22 protein-coding genes are annotated in these 22152 nt (G+C 59.7%); 12 read left to right on the top strand and 10 right to left on the bottom strand.

Annotated features, from left to right (window positions below; all coding sequences use genetic code 11):
- Window positions 1-26: 26 nt before the first annotated feature.
- The 5 genes from UIA24_RS06930 (at window position 27) to UIA24_RS06910 (ending at window position 4532) form a co-directional block, all read left to right on the top strand.
- Window positions 27-788, top strand: coding sequence for a 1,6-dihydroxycyclohexa-2,4-diene-1-carboxylate dehydrogenase (locus UIA24_RS06930; RefSeq protein ID WP_102052755.1), 762 nt, complete (start codon window positions 27-29; stop codon window positions 786-788).
- A 19-nt stretch (window positions 789-807) separates the two neighbouring features.
- The gene (locus tag UIA24_RS06925; protein ID WP_330522492.1) at window positions 808-1929 is read left to right on the top strand and encodes a muconate cycloisomerase family protein; all 1122 of its coding nucleotides are present in this window, start codon (window positions 808-810) and stop codon (window positions 1927-1929) included.
- Between the two features lie 14 nt (window positions 1930-1943).
- Window positions 1944-2234, top strand: a complete 291-nt coding sequence (catC, locus tag UIA24_RS06920) for a muconolactone Delta-isomerase (RefSeq protein ID WP_065759592.1) — start codon at window positions 1944-1946, stop codon at window positions 2232-2234.
- A gap of 39 nt (window positions 2235-2273) precedes the next feature.
- Window positions 2274-3206: a catechol 1,2-dioxygenase gene (gene catA / locus UIA24_RS06915; RefSeq protein ID WP_065759593.1), complete on the top strand. Its 933-nt coding sequence runs from the start codon at window positions 2274-2276 to the stop codon at window positions 3204-3206.
- A 120-nt stretch (window positions 3207-3326) separates the two neighbouring features.
- Window positions 3327-4532, top strand: coding sequence for a benzoate/H(+) symporter BenE family transporter (locus UIA24_RS06910; protein WP_330522491.1), 1206 nt, complete (start codon window positions 3327-3329; stop codon window positions 4530-4532).
- A gap of 2 nt (window positions 4533-4534) precedes the next feature.
- Here UIA24_RS06910 and lpdA read toward each other — a convergent pair whose 3' ends face one another.
- Window positions 4535-5935, bottom strand: coding sequence for a dihydrolipoyl dehydrogenase (lpdA, locus tag UIA24_RS06905; protein WP_330522490.1), 1401 nt, complete (start codon window positions 5933-5935; stop codon window positions 4535-4537).
- Between the two features lie 154 nt (window positions 5936-6089).
- Between lpdA and cfaB the strand changes: the two genes are divergently transcribed.
- Window positions 6090-7274, top strand: a complete 1185-nt coding sequence (cfaB, locus tag UIA24_RS06900; protein ID WP_102052749.1) for a C17 cyclopropane fatty acid synthase CfaB — start codon at window positions 6090-6092, stop codon at window positions 7272-7274.
- Between the two features lie 13 nt (window positions 7275-7287).
- On the opposite strand, the gene cls is transcribed toward cfaB, so the two are convergent.
- A complete protein-coding gene (gene cls / locus UIA24_RS06895) occupies window positions 7288-8727 on the bottom strand; it encodes a cardiolipin synthase (protein WP_330522489.1) in 1440 nt (479 codons plus the stop codon).
- A gap of 127 nt (window positions 8728-8854) precedes the next feature.
- Between cls and UIA24_RS06890 the strand changes: the two genes are divergently transcribed.
- Window positions 8855-9382 carry a DUF3617 domain-containing protein gene (locus tag UIA24_RS06890; RefSeq protein ID WP_330522488.1) on the top strand — a complete coding sequence of 176 codons (528 nt, stop codon included), beginning with the start codon at window positions 8855-8857 and terminating at the stop codon, window positions 9380-9382.
- Here the strand turns inward: UIA24_RS06890 and UIA24_RS06885 are convergent.
- From UIA24_RS06885 to UIA24_RS06875, 3 genes are all read right to left on the bottom strand, one after another.
- Window positions 9379-9939 carry a gamma carbonic anhydrase family protein gene (locus UIA24_RS06885; RefSeq protein ID WP_065758081.1) on the bottom strand — a complete coding sequence of 187 codons (561 nt, stop codon included), beginning with the start codon at window positions 9937-9939 and terminating at the stop codon, window positions 9379-9381. The genes UIA24_RS06890 and UIA24_RS06885 overlap by 4 nt on opposite strands.
- A 24-nt stretch (window positions 9940-9963) precedes the next feature.
- Entirely contained in the window at window positions 9964-10851 is an 888-nt protein-coding gene (gene folE2, locus UIA24_RS06880; RefSeq protein ID WP_330522487.1) for a GTP cyclohydrolase FolE2, read from the bottom strand.
- A gap of 71 nt (window positions 10852-10922) precedes the next feature.
- Window positions 10923-11306 carry a glutamine synthetase gene (locus UIA24_RS06875; RefSeq protein WP_330522486.1) on the bottom strand — a complete coding sequence of 128 codons (384 nt, stop codon included), beginning with the start codon at window positions 11304-11306 and terminating at the stop codon, window positions 10923-10925.
- A gap of 121 nt (window positions 11307-11427) precedes the next feature.
- Here UIA24_RS06875 and zigA point away from each other — a divergent pair, with 121 nt between their 5' ends.
- The 3 genes from zigA to UIA24_RS06860 are packed head-to-tail and all read left to right on the top strand — an operon-like array spanning window position 11428 to window position 14282.
- Window positions 11428-12636, top strand: a complete 1209-nt coding sequence (gene zigA, locus UIA24_RS06870; protein ID WP_330522485.1) for a zinc metallochaperone GTPase ZigA — start codon at window positions 11428-11430, stop codon at window positions 12634-12636.
- On the top strand, window positions 12636-13271 hold the full coding sequence (locus tag UIA24_RS06865) for a DUF1826 domain-containing protein (protein ID WP_330522484.1): 636 nt from the start codon (window positions 12636-12638) through the stop codon (window positions 13269-13271). The genes zigA and UIA24_RS06865 overlap by 1 nt, the downstream gene beginning before the upstream one ends.
- A gap of 42 nt (window positions 13272-13313) precedes the next feature.
- Complete coding sequence (locus UIA24_RS06860) at window positions 13314-14282, top strand: CobW family GTP-binding protein (RefSeq protein WP_330522528.1); 969 nt, start codon at window positions 13314-13316, stop codon at window positions 14280-14282.
- On the opposite strand, the gene UIA24_RS06855 is transcribed toward UIA24_RS06860, so the two are convergent.
- Window positions 14283-14675 carry a DUF3301 domain-containing protein gene (locus tag UIA24_RS06855; RefSeq protein WP_065758086.1) on the bottom strand — a complete coding sequence of 131 codons (393 nt, stop codon included), beginning with the start codon at window positions 14673-14675 and terminating at the stop codon, window positions 14283-14285.
- A gap of 116 nt (window positions 14676-14791) precedes the next feature.
- Between UIA24_RS06855 and pdxY the strand changes: the two genes are divergently transcribed.
- Window positions 14792-15664 carry a pyridoxal kinase PdxY gene (pdxY, locus tag UIA24_RS06850; RefSeq protein WP_065758087.1) on the top strand — a complete coding sequence of 291 codons (873 nt, stop codon included), beginning with the start codon at window positions 14792-14794 and terminating at the stop codon, window positions 15662-15664.
- Here pdxY and UIA24_RS06845 read toward each other — a convergent pair.
- Window positions 15661-16146: an acyl-CoA thioesterase gene (locus UIA24_RS06845; protein WP_065758088.1), complete on the bottom strand. Its 486-nt coding sequence runs from the start codon at window positions 16144-16146 to the stop codon at window positions 15661-15663. The genes pdxY and UIA24_RS06845 overlap by 4 nt on opposite strands.
- Before the next feature lie 317 nt (window positions 16147-16463).
- On the opposite strand from UIA24_RS06845, the gene UIA24_RS06840 reads away from it, so the two are divergent.
- Complete coding sequence (locus UIA24_RS06840) at window positions 16464-18224, top strand: cation:proton antiporter (protein ID WP_065758089.1); 1761 nt, start codon at window positions 16464-16466, stop codon at window positions 18222-18224.
- 74 nt (window positions 18225-18298) lie between these two features.
- Here UIA24_RS06840 and UIA24_RS06835 read toward each other — a convergent pair whose 3' ends face one another.
- From UIA24_RS06835 to uvrD, 3 genes are all read right to left on the bottom strand, one after another.
- Window positions 18299-18706, bottom strand: coding sequence for an SMI1/KNR4 family protein (locus UIA24_RS06835; RefSeq protein WP_099776411.1), 408 nt, complete (start codon window positions 18704-18706; stop codon window positions 18299-18301).
- 111 nt (window positions 18707-18817) lie between these two features.
- Complete coding sequence (locus tag UIA24_RS06830) at window positions 18818-19669, bottom strand: Tim44 domain-containing protein (RefSeq protein WP_065758091.1); 852 nt, start codon at window positions 19667-19669, stop codon at window positions 18818-18820.
- Between the two features lie 244 nt (window positions 19670-19913).
- A complete protein-coding gene (gene uvrD, locus UIA24_RS06825) occupies window positions 19914-22097 on the bottom strand; it encodes a DNA helicase II (RefSeq protein ID WP_065758092.1) in 2184 nt (727 codons plus the stop codon).
- Window positions 22098-22152: the final 55 nt, after the last annotated feature.

Below are 22152 nucleotides of genomic sequence, written 5' to 3'. Positions count from 1 at the left end.
GCGGCTCTTTTTTATTCGAGGTTGTCATGGGCAACAGATTCGACAACAAGGTCGCGCTGGTTACGGGTGCGGCGCAGGGTATCGGTCGGCGCCTTTCCGAGCGCCTTCTGGAAGAGGGTGCCGTACTGGTCGCGGTTGACCGTTCGGAGCTGGTGCATGAGCTGCAGGCCGAAGGTGTATTGACCCTCACCGCCGACCTGGAACAGCACAGCGAGTGCCAGCGCGTGATGGCGGCAGCGGTGGAGCACTTCGGTCGGCTCGACGTGCTGATCAACAACGTCGGCGGGACTATCTGGGCCAAGCCTTTCGAGCATTACCAGGCCGACCAGATCGAGGCTGAAGTGCGTCGTTCGCTGTTCCCGACCCTTTGGTGCTGCCACGCTGCGCTGCCGTACATGCTTGAGCAGGGCCAGGGGGCCATCGTCAACGTCTCCTCGATTGCCACGCGCAGCATCAACCGCGTGCCTTACGGCGCGGCCAAGGGCGGGGTCAATGCACTGACCGCGTGCCTGGCCTTCGAGACTGCCGAGCGTGGTGTGCGGGTCAATGCCACGGCGCCGGGCGGCACGCAAGCACCGCCCCGTCGCGTGCCGCGCAACAGTGCCGAGCAAAGCGCGCAGGAACAGGACTGGTACCAGCAGATCGTCGACCAGACCTTGGATAGCACCTTGATGAAACGCTACGGCAGCCTCGACGAACAGGTCGGCGCGATTCTTTTTCTCGCCTCCGACGAGGCCTCTTACATCACCGGCACTGTGCTGCCGGTCGGTGGCGGCGACCTCGGTTGAGCCCCCCTGGAGAATCCTGATGAGTTACCCCCTGATCGAGAGCATCTCGACAACCATCGTCGACCTGCCGACCATCCGCCCGCACAAGCTGGCCATGCACACCATGCAGCAGCAGACCCTGGTGATCATTCGACTGCGCTGCGCTGACGGCATCGAAGGTCTGGGCGAGGCCACCACCATCGGTGGTCTGGCGTATGGCAATGAAAGCCCGGAAAGCATCAAGCAGAACATCGACAGCTACTTTGCGCCGATGCTGATTGGCCTCGATGCCAGCAACATCAACAGTGCCATGCAGCGCCTGGACAAGGTGATCAAGGGCAATACCTTCGCCAAGTCGGGCATTGAAAGTGCCTTGCTCGATGCCCAAGGCAAACGCCTGGGGCTGCCGGTCAGCGAGCTGTTGGGCGGGCGAGTGCGTGACAGCCTGGAAGTCGCCTGGACCTTGGCCAGCGGCGACACTGCCCGCGATATCGCAGAAGCCGAGCAGATGCTCGATCAGCGTCGCCACCGTATTTTCAAACTGAAGATCGGCGCCAATGAAGTGGCCCATGACCTGCGCCACGTCATCGCGATCAAGCACGCCTTGGGCGACCGCGCCAGCGTGCGGGTCGATGTCAATCAGTACTGGGACGAGTCTCAGGCGATTCGCGCCTGTCAGGTGTTGGGTGAGAACGGCATCGACCTGATCGAGCAGCCGATCTCGCGCATCAACCGTGCCGGTCAGGTACGCCTGAACCAGCGCAGCCCGGCACCGATCATGGCCGACGAGTCCATCGAGAGTGTCGAGGACGCCTTCAGCCTGGCCGCCGACGGTGCCGCCAGCATCTTCGCCTTGAAGATTGCCAAGAATGGTGGCCCGCGCGCGGTGTTGCGCACCGCCCAGATCGCCGAAGCCGCCGGGATCGCCCTGTATGGCGGAACCATGCTCGAAGGTTCAATCGGCACCCTGGCCTCGGCGCATGCCTTCGTCACCTTGAACGCGCTCACCTGGCACACCGAACTGTTCGGCCCGCTGCTGCTGACTGAAGAGATCGTCGTCGAGGCACCGGTGTACCGCGATTTCGCCTTGCACGTCCCGCGCACCCCAGGCCTGGGCCTGACCCTGGATGAAGAGCGCCTGGCGTTCTTCAGCCGCCGCTGAATAGGAGAGCCCACATGTTGTTCCACGTGAAAATGACCGTGAAATTGCCCCTCGACATGGACCCGGCCCAAGCGGCCCGGCTCAAGGCTGACGAAAAGGCGCTGGCCCAACGTCTGCAGCACGAGGGTATCTGGCGCCACCTGTGGCGCATTGCCGGGCATTACGCCAACTACAGCGTCTTTGACCTGCCCAGCGTCGAAGCGCTGCACGACACCCTGATGCAACTGCCGCTGTTCCCCTACATGGACATCGAGATTGACGGCCTGTGCCGGCATCCCTCGTCGATCCATTCCGATGACCGTTGATCGCTGATTACTGATAACAACAATTCGAGGTAGCCAATCATGACCGTGAAGATCGCTCACACTGCCGATGTGCAAAAATTCTTCGAAGAAGCCAGCGGCTTGCTTAATCAGGAAGGCAATCCACGCCTGAAGACCCTGGTCAATCGCATCATCAATGACGTTGCCCGGGTCATCGAAGACCTGCAGGTGACGCCGGATGAGTTCTGGAAAGCAGTGGATTACCTCAATCGCCTGGGCGCACGTCAGGAAGCCGGTTTGCTGGTGGCCGGTCTTGGCCTGGAGCACTACCTGGACCTGCAACTGGATGCCCAGGATGAAGCCGCAGGTTTGTCCGGCGGAACGCCGCGAACCATTGAAGGCCCGCTGTACGTAGCCGGTGCGCCATTGGCCGAAGGTGAAGTGCGGATGGACGATGGTCTCGATGCCGGCACCGTGATGTTCCTGCAAGGGCGGGTACTGGATGAGCACGGCCAACCGGTAGCCGGCGCGGTGGTCGACTTGTGGCACGCCAACACCCAGGGGACGTACTCCTACTTCGACAGCACCCAGTCGGACTACAACCTGCGTCGTCGCATCATCACCGATGCAGAAGGCCGTTACCGTGCGCGCAGCATCGTGCCGTCGGGCTATGGCTGCCCAGCGGACGGTCCAACCCAGGAGCTGCTTGACCAACTGGGCCGCCATGGCAATCGCCCAGCGCATGTGCACTTCTTTATCTCTGCACCGGGTCACCGTCACCTGACCACCCAGATCAACCTGTCCGGTGATCAATACCTGTGGGATGATTTCGCCTACGCCACCCGCGATGGGCTGGTCGGTGAACTGCGCTTCGTCGAAGATGCTGCGGCTGCCGATGCCCGGGGTGTCGAAGGACGCTTTGCCGAGATGGACTTTGACTTCCAGTTGCAGGCCGCACCGCAGCCAGCCTTTGAACTGCGCAGCAATCGTCCGCGTGCCTTGCAGGATGCCTGAGTAACGCACTCGGTTTGACGCCGGCATAGCCGACGCCTGCTCAATGGTTCGTATCATTGATGCAGGCGTCGGCTTTGCCGGCGATCTGCGTTAAGACAAGCACAAGCCCTGGGTGGTCCGATGAAGCCTCTGTTCCACGACTTTTCTGTGTCCGCCCTGGTGGCCGGCCTGATCGCCACAATGATCTCTTATGCCGGGCCACTGGTGATCGTCTTTCAGGCTGCCCACAGCGCACAGTTGTCGGCGGCCGAATTGTCTTCCTGGGTCTGGGCCATTTCCATTGGCAGCGGTCTGCTTGGGGTGGTCCTCAGCCTGCGCTACAAAGTTCCTGTCGTAATCGCCTGGTCGGCGCCTGGCTCGGCGTTGCTGGTGGCGCTGCTGCCCAACATTGCCTTTGCCGAGGCGGTAGGCGCCTACATCGTCGCCAACCTGATCATCCTTGGCGTGGGCGTGTCCGGGGCGTTTGATCGGATCGTCAGCAAGCTGCCGTCAGCCATTTCGGCGGCCATGTTGGCCGGCATCCTGTTCAGTTTCGGTACGGGTCTGTTCCTGTCGGTGAAAGCGCAGCCCGTGCTGGTCTTGGCGATGTTTGTCACCTACCTGCTGTTCAAGCGCCTGGCCCCGCGCTATGCCGTACTGGCGGTACTGATTTGCGGGGTGAGCCTGTCTCTGGCCAATGGCGAGTTGAAAAGTTCGGAGCTGGTCATTGGCCTTGCGACACCCGTCTTGACCCTGCCGGAGTTCAGTTGGAACGCGGTGCTGAGTATCAGCTTGCCGCTGGTGATGGTCGCACTGACCGGGCAGTTTGTACCGGGGGTTGTCGTGCTGCGTAATGACGGTTATGCCACAGCCGCCAGCCCGATCATCAGCAGCAGTGCGTTCACCAGCCTGTTGCTGGCGCCCTTTGGTTGCCATGGCCTTAACCTGGCGGCGATTACTGCGGCGATCTGCACTGGTCGTGAATCACATGATGATCCACATCGGCGCTACTGGGCGGGTGTTTGCGGTGGTGCACTGTATGTGTTGCTGGGCGTGTTCGGCGCGACACTGGTGTCGTTGTTCAGTGCCTTTCCGGCCGCTTTGATCGCAGCCCTGGCCGGGCTGGCGCTGTTCGGTGCCATTGGTGGTGCGCTTGCCGGTGCGATGAGTGTGCCGGCTGACCGCGAAGCTGCGCTGATCACCTTTCTGGTGACGGCATCCGGGATGTCGTTTCTGGGGCTGTCGGCCGCTTTCTGGGGGCTGATCTTTGGCTTGTTCGCTCATCTGTTGCTGAACCTGCGGCGGGTCGCGCCGCAGGTTCGCAGGTCAGGTGTGCAGGCAGACTGAGGTCAGATCTGCATCGCCATGCCTTCGACGTTCATGGCCGCCTGGCGCAGGGCCTCGGAGCGGGTCGGATGCGGGTGGCAGGTGAGGGCGATGTCCTCGGCCGAGGCGCTGAACTCCATGGCCACGCAGTACTCACCGATCATCTCGCTGACGCTCGGGCCAACCAGATGCACGCCAAGGACTTCGTCAGTGTTGGCATCTGCCAGGACTTTGGCGAACCCTTCGGTTTCATGGTTGATCTTGGCCCGGCTGTTGGCGGTGAACGGGAACTTGCCAACCTTGTAGGCCCGGCCTTCGGCCTTGAGTTGTTCTTCGGTCTTGCCGACGCTGGCCAGTTCCGGACGGGTGTAGATAACCCCTGGGATCAGGCCGTAATTGACCTCGTGCGCCTTGCCGGCAATTCGCTCGATACAGGCGATCGCTTCGTCCTCGGCCTTGTGCGCGAGCATCGGCCCCGAGGTGACGTCGCCAATGACCCAGATACCCGGAACCGTCGAGCGATGGCCTTCGTTGGCGAGCATGCCGCGCTTGTCGGTTTCCAGGCCGACGGTCTCCAGCCCCAGGCCATGGGTATAAGGGCGCCGTCCGATGGCCACCAGCACATAGTCGGCTTCCAGCGTTTCGGCAGCACCGCCCGCGGCAGGCTCCAGAGTCAGTTGCACAGCGTTCCCGACGACACTGGCCTGGGTCACTTTGGTGCCCAGCTTGAAGGTCATGCCTTGCTTGGCCAGTGAGCGTTGCAGGGTTTTCGCGGCCTCTTCATCAGTGCCTGGGCAGATACGGTCCAGGTACTCGATGACGGTGACCTGGCTGCCAAGGCGACGCCATACCGAGCCCAGCTCCAGGCCGATGACACCTGCTCCGATCACGACCAGGTGCTTGGGCACTTCGGCCAGGGAGAGGGCGCCGGTGGAGTCGATGATGCGTTGGTGATCAAGGGGCACCCCTGGCAGCGGCGTAGGTTCGGAACCGGTGGCAATGACAATGTCCTTGGCCTGCAGTTCGCTGACGGTCCCTTGCGCGTCGGTTACCTTGACCTTGCCGACGCCGTCGAGACGACCCCAGCCCTTGATCCAGTCGACCTTGTTCTTGCGGAACAGGTACTCGATTCCTTTGGTCAGGCCGGTAACGCTGTCATCTTTTTGCTTCATCATCTGGGCCAGGTTCAAGGTCGGTTTCACCTCGATACCCAGTGTGGCCAGTTCGCCATTGCTGGCGGCGTCGTAGAGTTCAGAGGCATGCAACAGCGCCTTTGACGGCATGCAACCGACATTCAGGCAGGTGCCGCCCAGGGTTGAACGACCTTCCACACAGGCGACGCTAAGGCCCAATTGCCCGGCCCGAATAGCCGCGTTGTAGCCACCCGGCCCCCCGCCAATGATCACGATATCGTAGCTTTTCATTGCTGTACTCCAGGATGAGGTATCGACAATGGGCGCAAGATTAGTCCGTGATTGATTGATTGTATACAATCTGTGGTGTGGACTTATTCAGAAAGTTCTCGCAGATGAACTACCCTTTTCCTCGTGACGTTCTAAGACAACGGGAGGTTTTTTCATGCTTGCGCAACTTCCAGCGGCTCTGCAAAACGTACGGCTGCCACTTCGCCTGAAGTTTTGGAATGGTCTCCACTTCGATCTGGGGCCTGGGCCACACGTCACCATTGTGGTGAAGGACCCACAGCTGATGAGTCAGCTTACCCGTCCTAGCCTTGATGATCTGGGGTCGGCATTTGTCGAAGGCAGGCTGGAGCTGGAAGGTAATATCGGCGAGGTTATCCAGGTTTGCGACGAACTGACTCAAGCGCTGCTTCTGGATGATGACGAGCCACAACCCCAGCGTGCTGCGCATGACAAGACGACTGACGCGGCTGATATTTCCTACCATTACGACCTGTCCAACGATTTCTATCAGCTCTGGCTCGACCAGGAAATGGTCTACTCCTGCGCCTACTTCAAGACGGGCAATGAAACCCTTGAGCAAGCCCAGCAGGACAAACTCGAGCATTTGTGTCGCAAGCTACGGCTGCAGCGCGGTGACTACTTGCTGGATGTCGGTTGTGGTTGGGGTGGCCTGGCGCGGTTTGCCGCCCGCGAGTTCGGTGCCAAGGTCATGGGTATCACCTTGAGCAAGGAGCAACTCAAGCTGGGTCGGGAACGGGTCAAGGCGGAAGGCCTGGAGCAGCAGGTTGATCTAAAAATCCTCGACTACCGGGATCTGCCGCAGGATGGCCGTTTCGACAAGGTGGTGAGTGTTGGCATGTTCGAGCATGTTGGCCATGCCAACCTGGCGTTGTACTGCCAGCGCCTGTTTGGCGCTGTCCGTGAAGGTGGCCTGGTGATGAACCACGGCATCACCGCCAAACATATTGATGGTCGGCCAGTCGGGCGGGGGGCAGGCGAGTTCATTGACCGCTATGTGTTCCCCCATGGCGAGCTGCCGCACCTGTCGATGATCAGTGCTTACATCAGCGATGCCGGGCTAGAGGTGGTCGATGTGGAAAGCCTGCGTTTGCACTATGCCCGGACATTGCACTTCTGGAGTGATCGACTGGAGGCGAAGCTTGATGAAGCCGGACGTCTGGTGCCTGAACGCGCGCTGAGAATCTGGCGATTGTACTTGGCCGGTTGTTCATACGCCTTCGCCAAGGGCTGGATCAACCTGCACCAGATTCTGGCGGTAAAGCCGCTGGCCGATGGCAGTCATACCCTGCCATGGACCCGGGCGGATCTTTATCGCTGACGATGCCTCGCCACTAGAGGATGGGGGAGATCAGCCTGGCGATACGCATGCCCAGCAACTGCAGTCGATGGGTGTCGCGGCTGTCCTCGGCAGTGATTTCCCGAGCCTGTTCGAAGTCGTGCTTGAGCATGGCTTCGACCTGATCGGCAAAGGTCCTGTCGATGGTCAGCAGCATGATCTCGAAGTTCAGGCGGAAGGAGCGGTTGTCCAGGTTCGCGCTGCCGATCGCACTGACTTCATCGTCGATCAGTACGACCTTCTGATGCAGGAACCCGGGCTGGTAGCGAAAGATCCGCACCCCGGCGCGCACCGCCTCGAAGGCAAACAGGCTGGAAGCGGCATAGACGATCCGATGGTCGGGACGTGAGGGCAACAGGATACGCACATCGACGCCACGCAGAACGGCCAGTCGTAGCGCGGCGAAGATCGCCTCATCGGGAATGAAGTACGGGCTGGTTATCCATAGGCGCTCACGCGCTGAATGAATCGCCTCGATGAAGAACAGTGAGCAGGTCTCCTGAGGATCAGCTGGCCCGCTGGCCAGTACTTGGCACAGTACGCCCTCGTCCGGGTACTCATCCGGCAGGATCAATGGCGGCAATTGCCGTGCGGCCCAGAACCAGTCTTCGGCAAAGGATTCCTGCAGGCAGGCCAGCACTGGGCCGCTGACCTGTACGTGGGTATCGCGCCAAGGCGACAGTTTGGGGTTGCCTCCCAGGTACTCATCGCCAACGTTGTGCCCACCGACGAAGCCTTGCAAGCCGTCGACGACGACGATCTTGCGGTGGTTGCGGAAGTTGACCTGGAAGCGATTGAACCAGCCGTGACGGGTGCTGAAGGCACGTATCTCAACGCCGCCTTCACGCAGCGTCTGGCAGTATGCCGAGGACAGGCCGTGGCTGCCGACACTGTCGTAAAGCACATAGATCTTTACGCCTTCGGCGGCTTTTTTCAGTAGCAGTGTTTGCAGCCGCCGGCCCAGTTCATCGTCATGGATGATGAAAAACTGCACCAGCACCGTATTACGGGCTTGGGCAATGGCATCAAGGATGGCGCTGAAGGTGGCCTGCCCATCGATCAGTAGTTTGATTTGATTGTTCGCCAAGCAAGGCATGCGACCGAGTTTCGGTAATGCGCGCAAGGCGGCGTAGGAGCTGGAGCTTCGCGCAGCTAATGCTTCTTCCACCCACGGGCGCCAGTTCAGGTCAGTGATGGCCAGGTGCATCTCGCGGTTGGCCTGACGTCGTGCTTTGATGTACGCATCGAAGGTTCGGCTGCCAAACACCAGGTAAGGAATCAGTGTCAGGTAGGGTATGAACAACAGCGACAGGGCCCAGGCGATCGCACCCTGCGCAGTACGGACGCTGACCACGGCGTGGAGTGCGGCACCCACACCCAGCAAGTGGATCAGGCCGATCAGGTAACCGAAGAAGTAGGGGCTGTGGTAATCCATACACATCCTGCTGTCCGCTGGCACTGCCTCTACCAGAGCATGTTCCGGGCAGTACTTGCAACCGAAAGCGTAAATCAGCGTCTAAACCATGTTCCGGCCCGACGCCGGCGTTTCGAGGAGTGACTAGATGAAGATTCGTCTGCCAATACTGGCGCTGGTCTTCGGGTTGGCGAGCCCGTTGGTGAATGCACAGATGTTGCAGCCAGGCCTGTGGGAGTTGACCACCAGCAACATGCAGGTTGATGGCAAGCCGCTGCCGGATATGCAGTTCATGCTCGGCCAGTTGAAAAACCTGCCGCCCGAGCAGCGTGCAATGATGGAGCAGGTGTTGGCCAAGCAAGGTGTCACTGTGGCGGGGAATGGCGTGCGCTCCTGCCTGACTCAGGAGCAGGTCAACAGCGATAACATCCCCTTGCAAGACCCCAAGTCAGGTTGTCGCCAGGAAATCACCGAGCGCAACGGCAATATCTGGAAATTCCGTTTTAGCTGCCCCAAAGCCCAAGGCGCCGGGCAGGCTCAGTTCCTCAGTGACCGTGAGTTCCTGACCAAGGTCAACGGCACCTTCAACGCTTCGGGAACGCAGCAACAGGGCAGCATGGAAACCCGTGCGGTCTGGCTCGGCAGCAACTGCGGCACCGTTAAGCCACGCACCTAGAACTCGTTCTGCAGCGCCTTGTAGCCCCGCACCAGGTCAACGTTGGTGCGGGCTACATCTTCGGAGAATTCCGAGGCGCTGATGCTCACAGGAGGAAACTGTGAGAGATCCGTGCTGGCACCCATTCGCGTTGTTGAGGGCACATAAAATTGCGCCGGCAGGTTGCAGCCATCGACCACCGAGTTGTGCCGTACCACGCTGCCGTCGCCGACGGTGCAGTTGAACAGTACGCTGTTGAAGCCGATGAACACCCGATTGCCAACGGTGCAGGGGCCATGGACGATGGAGCGGTGAGCAATCGAGGTGAACTCGCCAATGGTCACCGCGGCCCCTGACTTTGAGTGGATCACCACACCATCCTGAATGTTGGAGTTGGCGCCAATAGTGATGGGCTCCATCGCGCCGTTGCTGTCCACTTCATCAGCCCGAATGACCGCATAGGGCCCAACGAACACATTGTCGGCGATGATCACCTTGCCGCAGATGATTGCCGTTTTATCGACATAAGCGGATTCGGCGATCACCGGTAGATCACCGCTGGGGTTCTTGCGAATCATGGCTATTTCTCCCTTACCAATGAACTACCACTGCCACTGGCTGCGGGCGACTGCATCGTGAGCATGCAAGCTCTCGGCATGTTCAACCTGCAGGCTGAACCCGTCGATCCAGGCATGGCGCCTTAAGGCCAGGTGTAAACGGCGCACGGCATCTTCGCAGAACATCAGGTTCTGACCGTTGGCCAGTGCGAAGGCTTGCTCATCGGCGCGTTTCACTGCGGTCTGCACCGCCGTACCCAGTGCCCCTTCGGCATGATCAATCAGTGCGACGATGGGAAACACACTAACGTCTTGCGTTAAGCGTACCCGCAACGTTGCCAGGCTACGTTGGCTATGGGGCGTGGCAACGATGCCCGCGGCACTGCCTAGCCAGGAGAGCAGCGCTTCATGGCTGAGCGGTTGGTTAGCGAAATCGGCGAGAAATTGCTGTTGAATCAGTTGCCTTGCGAGTGCTGCGGAACAGGGGCAGGTTGAGGAATAGGTCACGTGCACATTTAGTTCCACGTGGAACACTTCTTGTTCTAGGCGTGCAGTCAGCACCACGGGATAGGCCTTCCAGCCTGACAGCGGGCTGACCAATGCTGGCTGTTTCAGCATGACTTCAAATTGCAGGCGCAGGTAAGCGCTGTCAGAAAGACCGCAGTGGCTTTCCAGAAAGTGTTCAAGCACCTGATGAATCAGTGCTGGGCAAAGTTCTTTTTGTTCCAGTGCTTCCAGTGCCAGGTACAAGCGCGACATGTGTATCCCGCGTGATTCGCCGTTATCCAGGCTGACGCCGGCATCGGCACTGGCGCGCAGCCGTTGAGCGTTGAACGACACCGGCAAGGCAATGCCGCACATGCCCACCCAGTTCAGTGGTAGTGGCTGGTGTAGTGCCTGAGTGGCAATGTCGGGAAGAGGCAGGGCAGTCATGGGTTGTTCGTCGTGGCGGAAAAGTAGTTTGTTATATTATAACAATGCAGTGCTCTACAAGACTGTAGGGATTACTGGCAACCGCCTACTCGACTGCAGCGCACGCCAAAGCGCTGTCCGTTGGAACTGGATACGCGGTTGATCGTGGTCCAACCGACGCGACGGCTGTAGCCGACCCAGGCTTCACCGTCACTGGCCAGCCCGGTGAAGAAGGTCAGTTGACCGTAGCGGTCGCTGGTTTGTGCCCAGCGACGTTTGCCCTCTATCTCGTACCCGCGCAAAAACACGGTGCTGCCTTTGGTTTGCACACTGTAGTAATTGCCCTCGAGATCCTTGCAGGCCAGCAGGTTTGCGCTGCGCGTGCAGTGCGCCAGCGTGTCGCTGGGTAGTGCCTGCGCGAGGGCGTGCGGGGCAAGTGCAGCGAGGCAAACAAGCCAAACCCACGGTTGATTCATCAAGACTTCCTCGAGGTGGCTAGCGGTCGTGCGCTTGCGAAGGTGCTTGGAATAAGCGCACCGTTATAATATAACATGTCGTAAAGCATCTATCGAATGCAGCCCCGATGAGGACCCCACCATGCCCGACCGTCTTCCCGTTACTGTGCTCTCTGGCTTTCTCGGCGCAGGCAAGAGCACGCTGCTCAATCATGTCCTGCGCAATCGCGAAAACCTCCGGGTGGCAGTGATCGTCAACGACATGAGTGAAATCAACATCGATGCCAGTGAGGTGCAACGTAATGTCAGCTTGAACCGTGCCGAGGAAAAGTTGGTCGAGATGAGCAACGGTTGCATCTGCTGCACCTTGCGCGAAGACCTGCTCGAGGAAGTCGGGCGACTGGCTCGAGAAGGTCGGTTCGATTACTTGCTGATTGAGTCGACCGGTATTTCTGAACCACTCCCCGTGGCTGAAACCTTTACCTTCCGGGATGACCAAGGCCGCAGCCTGGCCGACCAGGCGCGGCTCGATACCATGGTCACGGTAGTCGATGGTTTGAATTTCCTGAGTGATTATCAGGCTGCGGAAAGCCTGGCGAGCCGTGGCGAAACCCTTGGCGAAGAGGATGAGCGTTCGATCAGTGACCTCTTGATTGAGCAGGTGGAGTTCGCTGATGTGATTCTGGTCAGCAAGATCGATCTGGTGGGTAGCCACAGCCGTGACGAACTAATGGCGATCCTGCGCAGCCTTAACGCTCACGCGCAGATTGTTCCAATGGTCATGGGACAGGTGCCGCTGGAGCGGATCCTCAACACCGGATTGTTCGACTTCGACAAGGCCGCGCAGGCGCCCGGTTGGCTTCAGGAACTGCGTGGTACGCATGTGCCTGAAACGCAGGAGTATGGCATTTGCTCATGGGCCTGGCAGGCCCGGCGTCCGTTGCATCCGCAGCGCTTCTTCGACTTTATCCACAGCCCCTGGACGAATGGGCGACTGCTGCGCTCCAAGGGCTTTTTCTGGCTGGCCAGTAAACGGAGTGATGCCGGTAGCTGGTCTCAGGCAGGTGGCATGGTTAGACACGGATTCGCCGGTCGTTGGTGGCGCTTTGTGCCTCGCGAGCATTGGCCACAGGATCAGGACAGTCAGGCGGCAATCCTCAAGCATTGGAACAGCGCGTGCGGTGATTGTCGGCAAGAACTGGTGTTCATCGGCCAGCATATTGATTTTGCCAGGCTTGAAGCTGAGCTGGCGGCCTGCTTGCTGAGTGACGCTGAAATGGCGCTAGGCGAAGACGCCTGGAGTCAGCTGCCGGACCCCTTTGGTCCGTGGTACGAAGAGGACGCTGCCTGATGTTGGCACCAACGCCTCGTTACGTTCCGCGCCAGGTACTTGGTGAATCACCTCAGGTCCTGGGTGAAGCCTTGCAGGATGGGGTCAATCTGGCCGTTTGGGAGCGGCAACTGCCTGTGCATATCGCCGATTTTGCCAGCCTGTTGTTGTCATTGAACCAACCATTGGCGGAGTCGTTCACGTTGGAATTGTGCGACGACGGGCAACTTCCGGCATTGCCTGCGGTGGCCAGAGGCTATGCCGACCTGACAGGCTACGATGGCTTCGTCGCCGATGTGGCCTGGCTGGTTGGTGCCTATGCCTGCCTGCTTGATGCTCGTCGGGTTGGGGTACGTCTTACGGCACTGGACAACGCCATGTGCCCGCGTTGGCATGTCGATCACGTACCCCTGCGGCTGCTCACGACCTATGCCGGGCCCGGCAGCGAATGGCTGGAAGAGGCTGTGGATAAACGCGTCCAGCCGCTGCCGGCAGAGGTCGAGCCGGCGCGGGTTCGTCAGTTGGGCTGTGGTGCTGTCGCCTTGCTGAAGGGGGAGAAGTGGTTGGGTAATGAAGGCTGCGGGCTTATCCACAGGTCGCCAGCACTGGCCAACGGTGAGCGCCGTTTGATCCTTAGCCTTGACTGGATGGCCTGAGTCCAGCGCATAGTGTGCGATCTTCCAGGCCTGTTGATGACCATGCTGCAGAACATACCTACCCACGTGATTGCCGGGCCCTTGGGGGCCGGTAAGACCAGTCTGATTCGCCACTTGATGGCTCACCGCCCGGCCTCTGAGCGCTGGGCGGTGTTGATAAACGAGTTCGGTCAGATCGGCCTGGATGCGGCGCTGCTCAGCACTGCAGATGACGGCATTGCCATGGGCGAGGTGGCTGGAGGGTGCTTGTGTTGTGTGAACGGCGCACCGTTTCAGGTTGGCCTGGGTCGGTTGTTGCGCAAATCCAGGCCAGACCGGCTGTTTATCGAACCTTCAGGGCTTGGTCACCCGGCGCAGCTGTTGGCGCAACTGCGCCAGCCACCATGGCAGGGTGTGCTGGATGTGCAGCCCTTGGTGATGGTGCTGGATGCCCAGATGTTGGCGGGTGGCCAGCCGCTAGCGGACAGTCAGCAAGCCGCATTGGTTGAGGCAGGGTTGTTGGTGCTGAACAAAGCCGAGGCTGTGGATAGTGAAAAACGGGTGTGGATAACCTCCCGATTACCCACCGTGCCGTGCTATTGGACGGAACAGGGTCGGTTACCTCTGGATGAGCTGCTGAAGCAGTCCACCGCAATTGTGGATAAGCCGGCTGTGGATAATTCTGCGTTGCCTGACGGTACCGCACCACTCGGCGCTCTGTGGACAAGTCCATCCGAGCCGATCTGTCTGCACCATCAATCAACTGACGGCTGGAGCATTGGCTGGCGCTGGCACCCGAGTCAGTTGCTCGATGCGCAGCGTATAGAGGGGTTTCTTGCGGGGCTGGTGTGGCGCCGGGCCAAACTGGTTATCCACAGCCCGGAAGGTTGGCAGTCTGCTAACGCATTGGAAGGTAAATCCCTGGTCTGGCAGTCGAGCCACTGGCGGCGTGATTCACGTATCGAACTGATCTTTGCTCAGCCCCAGGATGCTGAAGCGCTGCAACAAGGCATGGCGGCATGCCTGTGTTGATCAGTTGTGCCAGCGGTTGTGCTCCTGGCGCCACTGCTTCATTTCAATCACGTTGTCATGGTGTTGCACCGGCTTGATCTCGAACGGGTAGGGCGCCAGTTCGATTTGCATGGCGTGGGCGCCAAATTGAGTGATGGTGCCGGGGTGGCGTTGCTCCCCGGTTACCGTGAACTCAAAGTTATACACACGGGCCAGGCGCTTCCTGCCATTGGCATCACGGATAAAGGCGATACGTTTGAGCGCGACGTTGCCGTCGAGCAACTCCAGGTCGAGCTTGGCGCAATGCTGTTTGACCCTTTCCAGCGCTTTTTCACGCAGCCCGTGGTTATGCCAAAGCCAAGCACCGACGGTAGCCAGCAGCATCAGTACGGAGAGATTTTCGAGGGTCAACATTACATAGGCTCCAACGAGGTGTACTCAGCTTAACCGCCTCCCAGCGCTGTCGTACAGGTGGTATTTAGCGCCATACTGCATGCCTTGTCTCTATTACAACGCATCGGAAGCCTTGCATGAAACGTACGCCACACCTGCTTGCTATCCAGTCTCATGTGGTCTTCGGTCACGCCGGCAACAGCGCTGCGGTGTTCCCCATGCAGCGTGTGGGGGTCAACGTCTGGCCACTCAATACCGTGCAGTTCTCTAACCACACACAGTATGGCCAGTGGACTGGAGAAGTGCTTGCGCCAGCGCAAATTCCTGCGCTGGTGAACGGAATCGCGACGATCGGTGAGCTTGGCAATTGCGATGCGGTGTTGTCCGGTTACCTCGGCAGTGCGGCCCAGGGGCGTGCAATCCTCGCGGTTGTGGCGCAAATCAAGGCGGCCAACCCGGCAGCGCTGTACCTGTGCGATCCGGTGATGGGGCACGCAGAAAAAGGCTGCATCGTGCCCGAAGAAGTCAGCGACTTTCTACGAGAGGAGGCGCTGGCGGCGGCCGATGTGTTGTGCCCGAATCAGCTTGAGCTGGACAGCTTTTGCGGTCGTCGCGCTGAATCGCTCGACGATTGCGTTGCAATGGCACGGTCGTTGTTGAGCCGTGGGCCGAAGGCAGTGTTGGTCAAGCACCTGGCCTATCCGGACCGGCAAGCCAATGATTTTGAGATGCTGTTGGTGACCGCTGAAGGCAATTGGCACCTGCGTCGCCCGCTGCTGGCCTTCCCGCGCCAGCCGGTGGGTGTCGGCGACCTCACTGCCGGGTTGTTCCTGGCTCGGCTGCTGTTGGGCGACAGTTGGGTCGCGGCATTCGAGTACAGTGCCGCAGCTGTGCATGAAGTACTGCTGGAAACCCAGGCCTGCGGCAGTTATGAACTGGAACTGGTGCGGGCCCAGGATCGTATTGTGCATCCACGGCTGCGTTTTGAGGCGCAGCGCCTGGCGTTTTAAAGGGCGTCGGCCTTGAGCTCCTGGTAGCGTTTTTCCAGCTCCTGGCGAATCAGGCGGCGCTGCTTACCCTGCAGGAAACGACGCTTTTCTTCGCTGGTTTCCGGCTGACGTGGCGGCACAGGCACGGGCTTGCGGTCGTCGTCGACGGCGACCATGGTGAAGAAACAGCTGTTGCTATGGCGCACCGAGCGTTCGCGGATGTTCTCAGTGACCACTTTGATGCCCACCTCCATGGAGGTGGTGCCGGTGTAGTTGACCGAGGCCAGGAACGTCACCAATTCGCCGACATGCACCGGCTCGCGGAAAATCACTTGATCAACCGAGAGTGTCACCACATAGCGGCCAGCGTAGCGGCTGGCACAGGCATAGGCGACTTCATCGAGGTACTTGAGCAGGGTACCGCCGTGTACGTTGCCAGAAAAATTGGCCTTGTCCGGAGTCATCAGGACGGTCATCGATAGCTGGGCGTTTCCAGGTTCCATAGTGTGCTCACGGTGAGGTTGCGCTGAGTGGGGGGCGCCTGAACGGACGCTTCTTTCCCCGTTACGATTCCCATCATAAAAACGGGACGCTGGCAGGCTCCTTGCCGTCACGCGTTTCAGGTCATTTGGTCGGGCAAATCTGTCGATCTGTTTCTACATATTGCATCGCCAGCCTCATGCAGTGGCGGGTGTTAACCTCAGTTGGCCCATGCAAGGTGGGTTATTCCTACAGATAAAGCATAAAACAGGTGCCGCTCAATCAGATCACTCTGACAGGTACTTGTTTGTTTTTTGTACGTATTCAGGAGGTGTCCGCCATGCATGCCATCAGCTTTATTCAGGATTTGGCGGTGATCATGCTGGTTGCCGGGGTCGTCACCGTGCTTTTTCATCGCCTCAAGCAGCCGGTGGTCCTGGGTTACATCGTTGCCGGGTTCATCATTGGCCCTTATACCCCACCGTTCGGCCTGATTCACGACGAAGACACGATCAAGACCCTGGCCGAGCTCGGGGTGATTTTCCTGATGTTTTGCCTGGGCCTGGAGTTCAGCCTGCGCAAGCTGTTCAAGGTCGGGGCAACCGCCTTTATCGCCGCTTTTCTGGAAATCGTCCTGATGATCTGGATCGGCTTCGAGATTGGCCGCTGGTTTGGCTGGAGCACCATGGATTCGTTGTTTCTCGGGGCGATTCTGGCGATTTCCTCGACCACGATCATCGTCAAGGCGCTCAATGACCTGAAGATGAAGAACGAGCGCTTCGCCCAGTTGATCTTCGGTGTACTGATCGTTGAAGACATTCTGGGTATCGGCATTATTGCCTTGTTATCGGGCATTGCCGTCAGCGGTACGGTCAGCTCCGGTGAGGTGTTTTCCACGGTCGGCAAACTGTCGCTGTTCATGATTGTGGCGTTGGTGGTCGGCATTCTTCTGGTGCCGCGTGTGTTGGCCTACGTGGCGCGCTTTGAAAGCAACGAGATGCTGCTGATTACGGTGCTAGGGCTGTGCTTCGGCTTTTGCCTACTGGTGGTCAAGCTTGAGTACAGCATGGTGCTGGGTGCGTTCCTGATTGGCGCGATTATGGCTGAGTCGCGGCAGTTACTGAAAATAGAGCGCTTGATCGAGCCGGTTCGTGACCTGTTCAGTGCCATCTTTTTTGTCGCCATCGGCATGATGATCGACCCGCGGGTGCTGCTCGACTATGCCTGGCCGATTGCGGTGATTACCGTTGCCGTCGTGCTGGGCAAGATGCTTTCTTGCGGCATGGGAGCGTTTATTGCGGGCAACGATGGGCGCACGTCGTTGCGTGTCGGCATGGGCCTGTCACAGATCGGCGAGTTCTCTTTCATCATCGCGGCGCTGGGGATCACCCTGCAGGTCACCAGTGACTTCCTCTACCCGGTCGCGGTGGCCGTGTCGGCGATTACCACGCTGCTGACGCCGTATTTGATTCGCAGTGCAGATCCGTTGTCACAGAGGCTGGCCAAGGTCATGCCGCAGCGTCTGGGCCGAGTACTGTCGCTGTATGGTGAATGGTTGCGCAGTATTCAACCACACGGCGAGGGCGCGATGCTGGCGGCCATGATCCGGCGGATTCTGTTGCAGGTTGGGGTCAACCTGGCCCTGGTGGCCGCGATCTTCTTTAGTGGCGGTTACTTCGCATACCGCATCAGCGCCTGGTTGAGCGGCTGGATCAGCGACACAGGGCAGCACAAGGCCTTGATTTGGGGCGCAGCGCTGTTGTTGTCGCTACCGTTCCTGATCGCGGCTTATCGCAAGCTCAAGGCGCTCTCGATGCTGTTGGCGGAAATGGGGGTGAAGCCGGAGGTGGCGGGGCGACATACCCAGCGTGTTCGACGGGTAATCGCCGAGGTGATTCCGCTGCTGTCGTTGTTGGTGATTTTCCTGCTGTTGTCGGCATTGTCGGCCAGTATTCTGCCGACCAGTGAACTGCTGCTGGTGATCGCGGTGGTCGCTGCGGGCGTGGTCGCGTTGCTCTGGCGCTGGTTCATCCGGGTGCACACGCGGATGCAGATCGCTTTGCTCGAAACGCTAGAGCATGATGACGGCCATCACCGCTAGGGTGCGGTGATGGCGCGTCCTGCCAGCGCCAATCAACTGCCCGATGGCCGTTGATGCTTCAGGCGATGTTCAGGTCAGCTTTCCAGCCAGACATCCCGAGCCCAGTGCCAGACCGATTCCCAGCTTTCCTCGGTGACGCATTCTTCTTCGCCCGACCACAACACTACGGTGCCGTCTTCTTCGACGCAGTAGTAGTCATCGCCGTCCTGGCAGAGCGGGATCAGGTCGCGCGGTACGCCCGCATCCCAGGCATTGGCGGCGACTTCAGGCAGGTAGGTGTGCGATTGTGGGTCGGTCGCGGTCACCGGTTCCAGGCTACCGTACACGACATCGCTGACGGTCAGCAGGAACTCTTTGAAGACGAAGGGAATGTTGATGAACAACTGCTCTTCGATCTCGACCAGTTGATCCTCGTCGGGCAACTCCAGTGGAACCGGCACGGGTTCATTGGCTTCACGGAGTTGTTCAATCACTTCTTCCACGGCTCTATCCTCTTACCTTGATGACACGCTGCGCGTTATACCCTAGTAGCGCAATCCGGCAAAAGCAAAACCCCGGGACAGGCCCGGGGTTTTTTGTGCAATGCCTGAAAATCAGCCGTTCTGGCGGATCCCGGCGACCAGCCACGGCTGGTTCTCGCCTTGGGCACGTTCCATGTTCCAGCTTTCGCTGAACACTTCGCCCTGGTCGAAGCGCGAGGTTTTCGACACGCCGCTGAAGGTCAGAGTGGCGATGGTCTTGTCGGCGCGGTCGTCGACACCTTCCAGTTGCACATTCAGGTCATCGATGTAGGTGGACTGGAAGCCCTCGCCCAAGGCCGCGCGCTCCTGCTTGAGGAACTGCAGCATTTGTGGCGTGACGAACTCGGCGATCTTGTCCATCTCGTTCGCGTCCCAGTGCTGCTGCAGCGACTGGAAGTGGTTGCGTGCTGCAGCCAGGAAGCTCTGCTCGTTGAACCAGGCCGGTGCGTTGATGACCGGGCGGGCCGACGAGGCTGGCGAACCACCGAATACCTGCGGCTGTGCTGGTTGCTCGTAGGCTTCACGCTGGAACGGTGCGTGACCTGCTGGCGCCATCTGTGGCTGCTGTTGCTTGCGACGGCGGGCGGCAATGAAGCGGAACGCCAGGAAGGCGATCAGCGCCATGATGATGATGTCGAGGAACTGCATCCCCTCGAAGCCATCACCCATGAACATCGAGGCCAGCAGGCCACCGGCGGCGATACCGGCCAATGGGCCGAGCCAGCGCGAGGCGCCGCTGGCAGCGGCAGGCGCACGGCCTGGCATTGCGGGGGTGGCTGCCGGAGTGGATGGGGCGGCCTGGCGGGTTTGATGGGTCGGTGCTGCGCCCGAGCTCTTGCCGCCGCCGAAGCGTTTGGCATTGGCGTCGAGGCTCATCGTCAGGCCAATGCACAGCGCTAGAGCGATGCTAAGAAAACGTTGCATAGTATGGGAATTCCCGTTTTGTGGATTGCACGCGCGTCATGGTGCACAGGTTGTAGGCTGCATGACCAGCACCATAATGTTTCCAGCTTTTGCTTGATTATGCCTTCATGCTTGACTCAAGCCTGTTGCACGATCAGCTAATACCTGGGGGCCGGTGGCTATGGGGTCAGGCGGCAAGGGCCCAGAACGTCCATGAGGAAAAGAAGCCCGAGCCCATTGCGTTACCTTTGTCCAGAAACGCGACTTAGATGGCTTCCAGCTTGGCATAACCCAGCATCAGCCACTTGCTGCCTTCGGCGAAGTTGACTTGCACGCGTGCCTGCGCGCCGGAGCCTTCAAAGTTCAGGATCACGCCTTCGCCAAACACTGCATGCTGTACCCGCTGGCCGAGGTTGAAGGCGGTCTGCGGGATGTTAGCGCTACCGAACAGGCTGCTCGAATTCTGCTTCTGGCCAGAACCGAATGGGCGGCTGACGCTGTTGGACAAACGCACTTCCTGAATCAGCCCGGCCGGAATTTCACGTACGAAACGTGACACCTTGTTGTAGGTCTCGCTGCCGTAAAGGCGGCGGGTTTCGGCGTAGGTCATGACCAGTTGCTGCATGGCCCGGGTGATGCCGACATAGGCCAGGCGGCGTTCCTCTTCGAGGCGCCCTGGCTCCTCCAGGCTCATCTTGTGCGGGAACAGGCCTTCTTCCATGCCCACCAGGAACACGTAAGGGAACTCCAGGCCCTTGGCGCTGTGCAGGGTCATCAACTGGATGCTGTCCTCATGCTCATCAGCCTGGGCCTCACCGGCTTCCAGCGAGGCATGGCCGAGGAATGCCGAGAGCGGCGAGAGGTCTTCGTCGTCTTCGCTGGTTTCAAAGTTGCGCGCTGCGCTGACCAGTTCCTCAAGGTTTTCTACCCGTGCCTGGCCTTTCTCACCTTTCTCTTCCTGGTGATAGACGATCAGCCCGGATTGCTCGATCACTGTCTGGGTCATCAGGTGCAGCGGCATTTCCAGCACCTTCGCCGCGAGGTTTTCGATCAGTTCGATAAAGGCGCTCAGCGCGCTGGCTGCGCGGCCCTTGAGGCCCTTGTTAGCGAGCAGCAGGGCTACGGCCTCCCACATCGAGACTTGGGCATGGCGGGCATGCTCGCGAATGGCTTCGACGGTTTTTTCACCGATGCCACGCGGCGGCACATTAATGACCCGCTCCAGTGCCGCGTCGTTGCCACGGCCCTCCAGCAGGCGCAAATAGGCCATGGCGTTCTTGATCTCGGCGCGCTCGAAGAAGCGTTGCCCCCCGTAGATTCGATAGGGGATGCGTTCGCGCAGCAGGGCCTCTTCGAGCACCCGCGACTGGGCGTTGGAGCGGTAAAGGATGGCGATATCGCTACGCGCCGCACCGGTCTTAATCACGCTTTCGATGGTTTCCACCACGTAGCGCGCTTCGTCGTGTTCGTTGAAGGCGGCGTAAAGGCTCAGTGGTTCGCCGTCGCCACCGTCGGTCCACAGCTCTTTGCCCAGGCGCCCGCTGTTGTTGGCGATCAGGGCGTTGGCGGCTTTGAGGATGCCGGCGGTGGAGCGGTAGTTCTGCTCCAGGCGGATCAACTCGGCGTCGGGGAAGTCGCTGGTGTACTGATGAATGTTCTCGATCTTGGCACCGCGCCAGCCATAAATGGACTGATCGTCGTCGCCGACCACCATCAAGCTGTCGCCACCCTTGGCCAGTAGCCGCAGCCAGGCATATTGCACGGCGTTGGTGTCCTGGAACTCATCCACCAGCAAGTGGCGGAAGCGGCGCTGGTAATGCTCCAGCAGACCGGGATGGTCGCGCCAGAGGTCCAGGGCGCGCAGCAGCAGTTCGGAGAAGTCGATGACGCCAGCGCGCTGGCAGGCGGCCTCATAGGCTTCATAAATGCTGCGCATGGTGCCCAGGAACAGGTCGCCGCTGGCTTGAATATGCTGTGGGCGCAGGCCTTCGTCTTTCTGGCCATTGATGAACCATTGCGCCTGGCGTGCAGGCCAGCGCTGTTCGTCCAGGCCCAACTCGCGGATTACGCGCTTGACCAGGCGTTGCTGATCGTCGCTGTCGAGAATCTGGAAATTCTGGTTCAGCCCGGCTTCTTGCCAGTGCGCCCGCAACAGGCGATGGGCCAGGCCGTGGAAGGTGCCCACCCACATGCCTGCCGGGTTGATACCCATCAGTTGCTCGATACGCTGGCGCATCTCGGCGGCAGCCTTGTTGGTGAAGGTCACCGACAGGATCGAATGCGGTGAGGCCTGCTCGACCTGGATCAACCAGGCGATACGGTGCACCAGCACACGGGTTTTGCCGGAGCCGGCACCGGCCAGGACCAACTGACGGCCAACCGGGGCCGCTACGGCCTGACGTTGGGCATCGTTGAGGGAGTTCAACAGGAGAGAGAGATCATCGCGCATCCGGCCATTCTAGGGGGCAGGGGAGTCAGGGGCAAACCTGGCGTGGAAAATCCGT

Origin of the sequence: Pseudomonas sp. AL 58 (genome assembly GCF_036348395.1) — a bacterium.
GTDB classification, from domain to species: Bacteria; Pseudomonadota; Gammaproteobacteria; order Pseudomonadales; family Pseudomonadaceae; genus Aquipseudomonas; species Aquipseudomonas defluvii.
This window is presented reverse-complemented; position numbering and strand designations above follow the sequence as displayed.